The 11,980-nt window shown below is 45.1% G+C and carries 8 protein-coding genes and 1 tRNA gene; 5 read left to right on the top strand and 4 right to left on the bottom strand.

Features of this window, described 5'->3' with window-relative positions; all coding sequences use genetic code 11:
- Positions 1 to 17: 17 nt before the first annotated feature.
- Both EDI28_RS03610 and EDI28_RS03605 read left to right on the top strand, forming a co-directional pair.
- The gene (locus tag EDI28_RS03610; RefSeq protein WP_128782447.1) at positions 18 to 2,852 is read left to right on the top strand and encodes an Hsp70 family protein; all 2,835 of its coding nucleotides are present in this window, start codon (positions 18 to 20) and stop codon (positions 2,850 to 2,852) included.
- 103 nt (positions 2,853 to 2,955) lie between these two features.
- Positions 2,956 to 3,159 (top strand): helix-turn-helix domain-containing protein, encoded by a 204-nt coding sequence (locus EDI28_RS03605; RefSeq protein WP_128782446.1) that lies wholly within the window; start codon positions 2,956 to 2,958, stop codon positions 3,157 to 3,159.
- 64 nt (positions 3,160 to 3,223) lie between these two features.
- Here the strand turns inward: EDI28_RS03605 and EDI28_RS03600 are convergent, their stop codons facing one another.
- The 3 genes from EDI28_RS03600 to EDI28_RS03590 all read right to left on the bottom strand — a co-directional run bounded on the left by EDI28_RS03600 (position 3,224) and on the right by EDI28_RS03590 (position 5,788).
- Positions 3,224 to 4,093, bottom strand: a complete 870-nt coding sequence (locus tag EDI28_RS03600; RefSeq protein WP_128782445.1) for an ABC transporter — start codon at positions 4,091 to 4,093, stop codon at positions 3,224 to 3,226.
- Positions 4,090 to 4,947 carry an ABC transporter ATP-binding protein gene (locus EDI28_RS03595; RefSeq protein WP_128782444.1) on the bottom strand — a complete coding sequence of 286 codons (858 nt, stop codon included), beginning with the start codon at positions 4,945 to 4,947 and terminating at the stop codon, positions 4,090 to 4,092. Before EDI28_RS03595 ends, EDI28_RS03600 begins: the two co-directional genes overlap by 4 nt.
- Positions 4,948 to 5,485: 538 nt before the next feature.
- Entirely contained in the window at positions 5,486 to 5,788 is a 303-nt protein-coding gene (locus EDI28_RS03590) for a hypothetical protein (RefSeq protein WP_128782443.1), read from the bottom strand.
- 645 nt (positions 5,789 to 6,433) lie between these two features.
- On the opposite strand from EDI28_RS03590, the gene EDI28_RS03585 reads away from it, so the two are divergent.
- From EDI28_RS03585 to EDI28_RS03575, 3 genes are all read left to right on the top strand, one after another.
- A tRNA-Pro gene (locus tag EDI28_RS03585) sits at positions 6,434 to 6,510 on the top strand.
- A gap of 229 nt (positions 6,511 to 6,739) precedes the next feature.
- Entirely contained in the window at positions 6,740 to 6,925 is a 186-nt protein-coding gene (locus tag EDI28_RS03580) for a hypothetical protein (RefSeq protein WP_128782442.1), read from the top strand.
- 650 nt (positions 6,926 to 7,575) lie between these two features.
- Positions 7,576 to 9,066: an alanine/glycine:cation symporter family protein gene (locus tag EDI28_RS03575; protein WP_128782441.1), complete on the top strand. Its 1,491-nt coding sequence runs from the start codon at positions 7,576 to 7,578 to the stop codon at positions 9,064 to 9,066.
- 95 nt (positions 9,067 to 9,161) lie between these two features.
- Here the strand turns inward: EDI28_RS03575 and EDI28_RS03570 are convergent, their stop codons facing one another.
- Entirely contained in the window at positions 9,162 to 11,810 is a 2,649-nt protein-coding gene (locus EDI28_RS03570) for a TIM-barrel domain-containing protein (RefSeq protein WP_128782440.1), read from the bottom strand.
- Positions 11,811 to 11,980: the final 170 nt, after the last annotated feature.

Raw genomic sequence — 11,980 nt, 5'->3', positions numbered from 1 at the left:
TTTTAACGGAGTAACCAATGTCTTCCCCTCGCTATCTAGTCGGTATCGATTTAGGTACTACCCACACTGTTGTCGCTTATACCCCTATCACCGACGAGCTTGAATCCAGCCCCATCAGTATTTTTGAAATTGACCAGCTTATTGCGCCAGGAGAAGTTGCGCGCAAGCCTCTGTTGCCTTCATTTCGCTATCATCCGGCGGACGATGAAATAAGCCCGTCTGAACTGGTATTACCTTGGGATATCCAGCCAGTAAAAGGTGATTTCAACAATGCTATTATTGGTGAGTTTGCCCGTGAGTTAGGTGCAAAAGTTGAGGGCCGCCAGGTTGTCAGCGCCAAGAGCTGGCTCTCGCATACGGGCGTTGATCGCAGTGAAGCTATTTTGCCATGGTCTTCGAATAGCAGTGTAAAGAAAGTATCACCGGTTGTAGCAAGCGCCAGTTACTTAAACCACGTTCGTCAGGCATGGGACTATCACCACCAAGATGCCAAATTAGCCGACCAAGAAGTGGTGGTTACCGTTCCGGCATCATTTGACGAAGCTGCACGGGCGCTAACATTAGAAGCTGCCGCTATGGCCGGATTACCGAAGATCTTGCTGCTGGAAGAACCTCAGGCAGTCTGCTACGACTGGTATGCAAAAAACAAACAAAATGCCGAAGCACAACTGAAAGATATTCCGCTTCTGATGGTATGTGACGTTGGCGGTGGTACGACAGATCTCAGTTTGATCAAAGTCAGCACAGACAGTGACAAACTCACGTTGGATCGTATCGGTGTCGGTGATCACCTCATGCTAGGTGGTGACAACCTGGATTTGGCTCTGGCTCACAAAGCAGAACAACGCCTGCACGGTGGCACTAAAAAGCTCAGCGCAGCAGGCCTGTCAAAGCTTATCCAGCAAACCCGCAAGGTCAAAGAACAACTCCTTTCAGGCAACGCCCCCGAAACCGCCAAGGTCACGTTATTGGGTAGCGGCTCTCGCCTTATTGGTGGTTCCAAGAGCATTGAGCTCACACGTGAAGAAGTTCATAGCATTGCGCTGGACGGTTTCTTCCCTCAAACAGAATACACTGATCAACCAAGCCAACGTCAGGCCGCTGTCGTTGAATTCGGCCTGCCATATGCTGCCGATCCGGCAATCAGCAAGCATCTGGCTCAGTTTATCGATTTGCATGACACGGCTTGCCGGGATGCACTGTTAAAGAGTGGAACCGATCTCGCCCCAAACTTACCAGCGATTCCTGCCGCTGTACTTCTAAATGGCGGTGTATTCAATAGTCCGCTACTGGCGGAACGTGTACTAACCACCTTCTCATACTGGAAAGGTGACGCTGTCACTGAACTCAAAAACCCTCATCCAGATCTTGCCGTCGCCTATGGAGCCGTTGCCTATGCCAAAGCTCGTCATGGCGCGCAACTAAAAATAGGTGGTGGCTCGGCGCGTTCGTTTTTCCTGACTCTGGAAGACAAGAAAAAGGCCAAGCAAGGGATCTGCATCCTGCCTAAAGGGATTGATGAGGGCACAGAAGTTCATCTAACAGCACGCAAGTTTGCACTGACACTCGGCGAACCAGTCCGCTTCAACCTGGTATCATCTACCGATGACAACCACACTGAAGCCGGTGAACTATTTGCTATCGACTCTGATAGCTTCGTCACCCTCCCCCCGTTCATTGCAACACTGGACAGTGATCGCGATCGTGCCGAACTTGCGGCAAACCAAAAAGATCGTGAAGAAGTCACCTTGGCATGCCAGCTTACTGAAGTCGGTACGTTACAAATAGAATGCGTCAGCGTGACTGATGACAGCAAACGCTGGAAGGTAGAGTTTGCCATCCGTAAAGATCTCGCCAAGCTCAATCGAGGCAGCGATGACTCCACCATGGCGGAATCCATTCTTCCGGCTCGCATCGATGAGGCAATCAGCGCAATTAAACAAGTCTATGGTGGCAGCACGAAAAATGCTGACAACAAAGCTATCAAGACGCTGCGCACTAGCCTTGAAAAGATGCTGGGTAAACGCGACAACTGGGAAACCCCTTGCCTGCGTGAACTCGCCAATGCTCTGCTTGAGAGCAAAAAGCGCCGTAGACGCTCTGATATTCACGAGAGAAACTGGCTAAAGCTCACTGGTTTTGCCATGCGTCCAGGGTTTGGTTACCCTTCTGATGACTGGCGCATGGATCAGATCTGGGCACTGTATCAGCACGGGATCCAGTTCGATATCAAGACTCAGACATGGAGCGACTGGTGGACATTCTGGCGGCGTGTCGCTGGTGGGCTGACCCAAGAGCAGCAGCTCGTCATTTTCAAAGATATCGCTAAGTACATTAGTCCGGGGGCAACACGTAACGGTAAGCTGAACAAAGAACTTCAGGAGCGCAGTTATGAAGATATGGTTCGTCTTGCCGCCTCGCTGGAACACTTACCGTTCGACAAAAAGCTTCAATTAATCGAGTGGATTTTTGGACGCCTGCAAAAGACACAATACTCTCAGGCGCACTGGTGGGCGATTGGGCGTATCGCAAGCAGAAGTCCGTTTTACGGTAGTGCTCATAACCTATTAACACCGCAGCATGTAGCCTACTGCCTGCCTGAGTTAATGGAGTATGACTGGCGGAAAGAACCGAATATCGCTTTTGCTGCCGTTATGATGTGTCGGATGACCGGTGACCGTACCCTTGATATCGATGAGCAAAACCGGACAGAAGTGATCGCCAAGCTTAAATCAAGCAAAGCACCTGACAGCTGGGTTCAAATGGTATCAGAGGTGAAGATCTTAACAGAGGCAGAAACCAAGCGTGTCTTCGGTGATGCGCTTCCGACAGGGCTACGGCTAATCGATTAAGCTTCTGTTAGGGTTCGGCTGGTAATCTCGTTTTATAAAAATATTCCTTATTCTCTGCCGGAGTCTTCCCGCAGAGAACGTAATATAGCTAGTGAGTATTACCATGAACCGTACCCAATATAAGATAATTGCTCATCGGATTTTTAAATCAGAAAATCAACGTGTCGCTGTAGAAGCAGTGGTTTTCGATGGCTTATCCAGCTATGAGGCTGAGAAGCGCTTTGATGTACCGAAGGGCACGCTTTCTCGTAATGTAAGAAAGTACAAAAACGAGGTTGATTACTTACACAACATAGTGGCAGCGTAATCTCGGCTATGTATACCTAGGCTAATCAACAATCAAAAACGGAGAGCATTGCTCTCCGTTTTTTTTAAGTCCGGTGCCAATTTCTGACTAGATAACTAAAAATGCGATCATCTGTCGATCTCTGTTTGCTGCATAAGTAAAACAGAGCGGCGCCTAACAACAATAGAACCAGATGGGTCATAACGCCTAAACTCAGGTATGCTTCAAACGGGTTATCACTGGTCAATATCGTTAGTGGTAGAGAATAGACATCACTCATGAAGTCACCTACTGCACTGGTTCCTAATAATATATAGGTCATCACTTTCGTTGCGATAACCGTCACCACAACAGCCACCATCGGGTAATTTATCAGCTGAGAAACGAACAACAATAAACAGGCAAGCGGCAATAATGACAAGCTAATCATCACAGCTCTTCCGATGAAGCTCATCCAATGCCAAAGCATCGCAGGAAACGTAATAGAAAAGGACACCATAGTGTCATCTGCCATCCACCACTTAGCCAATAGCCAAACAAGCCCATCAGAAAAAAGCAAAAGCAGTGATGTAATTAAAGGGATAACAACAAGGGCAAATAACAATTTCGCCGTAATGGCCAAATGATCGGAAACCGGTACCGCACGCCAAAACATTAAGCTGCCTTCACTGCGTTCTTTACGTAGTGTCTTGGGTATATACACAATAAACAGCGATAGAAAAACAAAACCAGCAACAAGTTCATTGAGCTTACCCACATAGCTGGCAAAACCAGACGAAGCTAAGCTGAATCCCCACTCTCCGGCTCCCGATGTCTGTACAAAAAAACTGACATTGTCACTGCTCATTACCAATGTAAAATTTAAGACGGCAAACAAAGCAATAAAAATCGGGAGCTTTACGACGATTCGATATTCGAGCAATTCTTTTTCGAGCAAATGTAATAGAGGCCTCATAACTTTACCCCCTGCTGTTTGGCAATAAATATATCGGCAAGGTTTGCCTTCGACACCGGCCCTAACGACTCAAGACGAGATCGTTCAGCCCCTTCAAATAACACGACATGATTTTTGCTGCCTTGTCTGTAGTAAAGCGGCGACAAGGCTAATGCATCATCCAATTTCTCCGAGCTAACTGTCAGCGTTGAGAAGCGGGACTCAAGCTCATCGATATTTGCCTTTAATACCGCCTTCCCTTTTCTAAGTACTAACACATCAGTGAGTAAATGCTCTATCTCTGCCACCTCATGACTTGCAATGATCAGGGCGCGCTCGCCTTCTCTGAACCACGACATCAAACTACTATAAAATACCTGACGATACATCAAGTCTAAGCCGAGTGTTGGTTCGTCAAGTATAAGCACTCTGACATTTGTCGCCATCACAATAGCTAGATGTAACTGTACTTTCATCCCTTTGGATAAGCTGGCTATCTTAGCCGATAATTTAATATCTGTTTTTTCCAAATATTGATTGGCTTGGCTTTGATCAAATGAAGGGTGCACCCCCGACATATATTTCACAATCTGCTTTACCGTCATCCACTCGGGCAATACTGCGACGTCCGAAATATAAGCAAGATCACTGACAACTTTTACACGATCCCTTTGCGGATGAAGACCAAATACGGATAATTCACCATCAAATGCCTGTGCACCAAGAATCGACTTGATTAATGTCGACTTTCCAGCCCCATTATGCCCCAATAAGCCAAGGATCTGACCGGCTCTAAGCTCAAAACTAACATCATGTAGCGCCAAATGTTGCTGATACGACTTTTCTAGCCGTTCAGCTTTAATCAATATTTCCACGAAATTTTACCTATTGCGGATTGAATGTATTCACTGTGAAAATGATATCAAACGTGGGGCATTAATAATAAGCGTCAACTGAGTTGCTGACGCATATTTCGAAGAGTATTTAACAGAGGCCGTATAAGATGAGGACAAAGCACGTCATTGAAGTCCTGATACAGGTACTTTTAACATACATAAGGCTAAGCACATACAATCGATACTGAATAAAGACTTAACAATGCTTTCTCATTAGAGCTGAAGTTTCAGAAAACAATACTAAAGGCTAATTGCACTTTTCAATGAAGGGCAATGTTGTTCATGTTAGTTATCACTTTATTCAAAAGAAAGAAAGTTTATGCTTCCCCTGTCAATGGTACTTTTTATGGGCACTATTTCACAATGTCTGATATGTGGCTTTCTTTTTAAAGAGTAAAAAAGTCCTACCACTCAGAACCTCTTGCCGAGTGACTTCTGAATGCCGGATTAATGCCTCACTCGGTACTCGAGCGGTTATGTGTTTTGTTTGATAAATATTTTAACGTTTATTTATGAATTACTCTTCTTTCTCAACGAGCTCTTCTGGGTGAACGCCGTCTTTTTCCATCAACGCAAGGATTTCTGTCATACGAACTTGTCGCGCTTCATCCTTAAACTCATGCAATACCGCAATCAAATCATTAATCTTTTGTAGCGGAATACGTTTAATTACGGCTTTCTGACGACCAGGCACTTCATCAGCGAAATCAATTAGCATCTGACGATAATCAGCACGTTCTTCCTTAATCGTACCTGTCGTTTTATCAACATTCTTTAACATTGCGGTCAGTGCTTTTTCAGCAGCTGCAAAACTATCCATGAAATATACCTCTTAAATCATATACCAGCATGTTATTACTCAGGCCTCTGTATGAAAATCCAATACTAGATTTATTAAGCCTATAAGCAATAAGCCGGACAATTGAAACTTTCAGCTCAAAAAAGAAAACAACCTCAAAGGAATGGTAGAGGCCGACGACTGTCTGTCAATTAACATCAGTAACGATTGCGATATCTATTCACACTCTAATTGTAATGGAAATTGATGGCACTGTGGCCGGCAAGACAGTCTAACAGGCAGATAATACCCCTAGAAGACGATCTTGTGAACTCTAATTTAAACAAAAACATCAATTCCGCGAGCGAAAAGTCTTATCGCAAAGCTGCTATTCAGACTTACTTAGATATTTTGGTTCAACAGCAACAAATTATCAACAGCCACTATTAATAAAAATCACATTTTGACACTAACCAGACATTACGCTTAAGGGCTCATAGAAACGATAATAGTCAGCTATATATAGAAGAAGCCGCTTACGAATAATGCGGGATGCTATAAACCAGATCCAGGCACTGCCCTTTTCTTGTTTCTGTTATACCGGTCAAGCTTTTGATTTTGCGTTGAAAGCACTTTGTTGTTAATCTTACTGCTGTCAATAAGCTCATGAATACAATGGCCTTTTGGCGGACATTAGCGCAGCTTGGTAGCGCACTACTCTGGGGGAGTAGGGGTCGCTGGTTCGAATCCAGTATGTCCGACCAAAAGGTCTTTTTTTATTCTGTATAAAGCACTACCTATAACGAAGACCTTCTCCCTAAACCAGATAAAACCCTCTAACACTTCCACCAACATTCTGTTTGTATATTTTTCAAGTAATTATTGTGTGCTAGCCGTCAAAAACTTGCGATGAATCCAATTTTCTATTTTACAAGATATGCAATTGATCTAACTCACAGTAATATACTTTTGTACGGCTTAGAGGAGATAATAATGATGATCAATCCAACTTGTAGTAAATGTGGGCAGTCTGATGAATTTCTTGTTTCTGAAGATGATACCTATATCTGTATTTGTGGTCACAAGTGTGAAAAGGTTGGCGAGGTTAGCAGCGGTCAAGTCCTTCGGTCTGCCGATGAGCATTATCAAAACCTAGAAAAGCCAACATATGCCCATTAGTAATACTACTATGCTATATATAAGCTGCATGCACCAGTATGAACTCAACCGCTCATCTTAACTTTTCAGCTCCCAACCAGGGAGCTAATCGCCCCATTTAGCTCTTCCTCCTAATCACTATGTCTATTTTATTCACTCACTAAAGCCTACTTTCTAGAGTGTTAACTCGTTAATCGCGCTCAAAAAATAAGCAATTGTTAAATTATCATGAATTTTAGCCGCAATGAAACAGTTAAAATTTCTGACTCTTTCGTTAAATTTGGGTTAATTCGCTGTTTTTGCTCAATTGTACAGCGTGCACAAAAAGAAATTATTCCTGAGACCCTCGCAATCATAAGCTATTGAATTAAAGGGATTAAGTTTGTAAGACAAAATTCCAAATCATGGGCTTACACAAATCTCATTCAAAAAACGTGAGCAAGATCACACTGCACTGGAAGAATTTCATGCTAACTTGCACCGCCTTCATTAGGCAAAACATCCGATTCTATGTTTCACAATTGTAAATGCAACAAGTTACAGATACTGATGCATTTGTGAGCAACAAAAAATATAAATCCAGAATCGTATTCAAGAACTGTCACTTAAATGGACGTTCCGGTTCGCTCAGCCTGTTCTAATTGGTTGAGCCTGATATACAGGAAAAATTTATGAGTGTTACTAACGAAACTTGGTTGACATCGCTAAACGATAGTCTGATGACTGTTATTGGTGCTGTTAATGGTGTTCTTTGGGGCTGGCTACTTATTTACCTGCTGGTTGCAGTAGGTGTATACTTCACTTTACGGCTAGGCTTCATTCAAATCCGCCAATTCAAGCATGCTGTTGCCGTACTTAAAAGCGGCAGAGATGTCGATAATGGCATCAGTTCATACCAGGTATTTTGTACTTCAATGGCTGCCCGTGTCGGTACGGGTAACATGGCAGGTGTTGCCGTAGCCCTAACCGTAGGTGGTCCAGGTGCGATCTTCTGGATGTGGCTTATTGCCCTATTCGGCATGTCAACGGCTTTCATCGAATCGACACTGGCTCAGATTTACAAAACCAAAGACGTTGACGGTCAATACCGCGGCGGCCCGGCATACTACATGGAGAAAGGCCTGGGTATGCGCTGGATGGGTTCACTGTTCTCGGTATGCCTGATCATTGCATTTGGTCTTGTATTCAATGCTGTACAGGCAAACACCATCACCGATGCCCTGAATCATTCTTTCGGGATCGATGAAACTGTAATGGGCGTAATCATTGTTGCCGCATCTGCATTCTTCATCATGGGTGGTTTGCGCAAGGTTGCAGCAGCCTCGGCACGAATTGTTCCGGTAATGGCAGTTGGCTACCTAGCTATTGCGTTGGTCATCGTTGTCATGAACATTACTGAACTTCCGGCAGCACTATCTTTGATTGTTAAGAGTGCATTCGGCTGGCAGGAAGCAGCGGCAGGTGGTGTAGCGTACACAATTGCACAGGCAATGCAGAGCGGTATTGCACGAGGTTTGTTCTCTAACGAAGCCGGTATGGGTTCTGCAGCTAACGTAGCTGCAAGTGCGACGCCAAACCCGAACCACCCAGCTTCTCAGGGCTTTGTTCAGATGCTAGGCGTATTTGCTGATACACTTGTTATCTGTACGGCTTCAGCTGCAATGATCATGTTGTCAGGTGTTATGGATCAACCAGATGCAGCATCAGGTATCGGCCTTCTGCAGCAAGCGCTAACCAATGAGCTAGGTGGCTGGACTACTTACTTCATGGCAGCTGCGATTCTATTGTTCTGCTTCTCGTCTATCATTGCGAACTACACATACGCAGAAACAAACATCATGTTCCTTAACGGTAATACGAAGAAAGGTCTGTTCGCATTCCGTCTAGTCGTTCTTGGAATGGTGATGTTCGGCTCAGTGGCTTCCCTACCTGTTGTATGGAACCTTGCTGATGCTTCTATGGGTATGATGGCGCTTGTTAACATCGTGGCTCTGCTACTGCTTTCTCAGCTGGCAATCAAAGTAATCAAAGACTATGAAGTGCAGCTAAAAGCCGGTAAGACACCAGAGTTTGACCGTTCTAAGTTCCCTGAACTTGATGAGCTAGACGGCGCATGGCACCCTGAAGGTACCGAGCCAGTTGCAGCAGCTGTAACGAAATAACCTAATTTGATAAGATAATTTAATCTTACTTTGAAGACAAAAAAGCCAGCATCTGCTGGCTTTTTCTTTTCTTGTTAACAGCTAATTGGTATCAACTACTCAAACAACACCGTTAGGTTTATTTGTTGCTCTACCGGTAGAGCCGAGCTCTCGATTAGCACCCTGCTCTCTTGCTGTTTCCACCCCGTGATCGCCTTGCCATTGAGTTCCACAGTCTTGACCTTGCCTTCCAAGCCAAACCATTCAATATTTATCGGCCGTGACTTGGGCGCATTTGCATAGTCACCTTGAGAGTTAATCGCTAGCTGAACACCATTGGCTATCTCTTTGGTCGTCAAAGTCGTCTGACGCATTTCTCCCTTAAGATAAGCATTGGTGGCACCATCATCTTCATAGAGCGTAAACTCTCCACCATTGCCATATACTCTAGCAGCTATAACAAGCGGTACGTCGCTAGATAACGGCATTGTCAGCTGTGGATTAACCGGGATAATGGCACCATCACGGGCAAACAATGGCAAGGTAAGTACCTCATTTTGAACAACCGCAAGCTGCTTGAGCCACTGCCCTTTACTGACAATTTGCTTACCGGTGCGATAGTCGAACCACTTTCCACTTGGTAAATACACATCCGTCGCTGTTTGGCCCCGTTTCGCAATCGCGGCACCCATCAGATCTTTACCCATCATTTTCTGGGCTGGAAGGTTAAGAGCCATTGGGTCGTGACCAAAGTAATAATCCATTGACGGGTACACAGGTTCCGCTGCAAGATTTGCACGGTGAGCCAATGAGTACAGGTATGGAATTAACTGGTAACGCAACTTGATACTTGCCTTGTTGCTCGCAAGATCACCGACTCGATCCGGCGCTGTTTCTTTGCAGTTGCACAAGTTTTCTGTATGCGGCCTCACAGGCACCTCAAACAGTGAGCTATAGGCGAACCACTGCGTATAGGTTTCATTTAGAGCCGCATCACGTTCTTCAGGAAGAACACTGAGAGCACGACGATGGAAACCACCGATATCTGAGCTGTAGTAATCAATTCCAGACAGAACCATGTTTGGCTGCATACTGAACTGAGTTGCCAGGCTCTCAAGGTTGGTACCGATATCTGCCGACCACATGGTTGCGCCAAATCGTTGGATGCCCGGAGCACCCGAGCGGGACATCATAAATGGACGTACGTCAGTATCATTACGCTGATAGCCGTTGTAGATACTTTGAAGCCATTTGTAATTGTAGATATTGTGAACATCATTCTGTTTTTTTCCACCGGCATAGACACTCAGTGGGTTATACATCTCTGGCTCGCCCAAATCAGTCCAGTGACCTATTACACCCATTTCAATAAGCGGCTTGCGCTTCCAGTCATGCCACTGATCACCCGCTTCGCTGTTGGTCCAGTCAATCATGCCGCCCTTGCCCCACCAGTAACCATAACCGTTGGGGTCTGAATCAATCGGCTTCCCGGTTTGAGGGTCCTTAACCAGGTACCCGCCTTCAGCGAGTGGGCCAAACTCTTCCAAACCATCGCTGACATAGGATTCTTCAATCAGCATCATGCCAACGCCTCGATTCTTCAGCTCCTTAATTTTTTGCTCAGGTGCAGGAAAGTTTTCTAAATCCCATGTCAGAGTTCCCATCTGGCTGGTTGGGCTAAATGCTTCGACATTGCCGAACCATTGCAAATCCATTACCACACCATCAATAGGAAAGTCCTGTTGCTTCAGCGTCGCAAGCTTGTCGTCAAGTTCTTGCCAGTTGTCAAAGCCGTACTCCGATAACCACATACCAAACAGCTTACGTGGTGGTACCAGAGGATTTCCCACCAGTGCCATGTACTGCTTTCTCAGATCAGGCAGATCATCTCCAGCCATGAACAGAAAGCTTGGCTCGCCGTCTAATTGTGATACTTTCCAAGGTGCCTTTGTGAAATCCCAGCTAGCTGAATACACCGTATCAAGATATAGCGCATAATTTTGTTGTTGCGAGTTCAGTGCATACAAAATAGGGAACTGGGTATTGCCTGTTCCACCACCTTGATACCCCTCCATCTTATTGCCGCCCTGACGTTTAAAACCAAGCCAGTTAGCATTGAGCTTGCCCGGATCATGAAACTCCTGACCCAAACCATTTAGCTGATAATCTCCCTCTGAATTGAGGGTGAAACTGTTATTCTTTTCAGGACAAATTTCACTAAGCCGACCTTTCTCTTTTGATTCGATGGTCATGCATAGGCTTTGCGGATTAATCGCGACCTGAAGATTGGTTGTTTCAAAACCATCTTGGGTTTGGTGTAGTGCCGTCGGGCCTTTGAACTGAGCAAGGCTTATCAGCTCAGTTGTTGGCAGTGCCTTGTTGCTTGGCTGTGCCTTAAATGCGACCTGCAATACATCGTCACTAAGCACATCAACAGCCAGATTGCTTATCGGCAGACGTGCTTTATCGAGAATCTTCGTTTGGTGCTGTGCTAAAACGTCATCACCAAGCTGCTGTGTCAAAGACGAAAGAAAAGCCTGCTGGCTGTAATACGTTTTACCGATAAGAGGCTTTAGCGCTTTGCGTAAATTCACCTCAGGAATTGCCTTTCGCATTCTGAATATCTGAGCAGCTTCTAACCGATAGCTTTCACTGTTCTGGTAGCGAAAATGTGCCACCTCTGCATACGCCGAACAGCTAATCGCCAATAGGCTAGGCACAGCAATCCCCAACATCAGATGCTGTAGTGATTTCTTTCCTGTCATGGTTTTTCCTTCAAATGCTACCAGGCAACAAATCACGCTTAACCCATACTGTCATTGGTTATGCTGATATCAGTGCTCTTGGTATTTTTCAATATAATTATCGGGAATATACGTCGCGGGGGTACACCTGAAAAGTAGTTATTATCAATAGTTTATTTGTTTTGACTGCG

The sequence above is a fragment of the Photobacterium chitinilyticum genome (assembly GCF_004104355.1).
Classification (GTDB): Bacteria; Pseudomonadota; Gammaproteobacteria; order Enterobacterales; family Vibrionaceae; genus Photobacterium; species Photobacterium chitinilyticum.
This window is presented reverse-complemented; position numbering and strand designations above follow the sequence as displayed.

Coding starts and splice junctions, on each gene's coding strand:
- EDI28_RS03600 (WP_128782445.1), bottom strand. CDS start 4,093: ATGAGGCCTCTATTACATTTGCTCGAAAAAGAATTGCTCGAATATCGA.
- EDI28_RS03590 (WP_128782443.1), bottom strand. CDS start 5,788: ATGGATAGTTTTGCAGCTGCTGAAAAAGCACTGACCGCAATGTTAAAG.
- EDI28_RS03570 (WP_128782440.1), bottom strand. CDS start 11,810: ATGACAGGAAAGAAATCACTACAGCATCTGATGTTGGGGATTGCTGTG.
- EDI28_RS03580 (WP_128782442.1), top strand. CDS start 6,740: ATGATGATCAATCCAACTTGTAGTAAATGTGGGCAGTCTGATGAATTT.
- EDI28_RS03575 (WP_128782441.1), top strand. CDS start 7,576: ATGAGTGTTACTAACGAAACTTGGTTGACATCGCTAAACGATAGTCTG.
- EDI28_RS03610 (WP_128782447.1), top strand. CDS start 18: ATGTCTTCCCCTCGCTATCTAGTCGGTATCGATTTAGGTACTACCCAC.
- EDI28_RS03605 (WP_128782446.1), top strand. CDS start 2,956: ATGAACCGTACCCAATATAAGATAATTGCTCATCGGATTTTTAAATCA.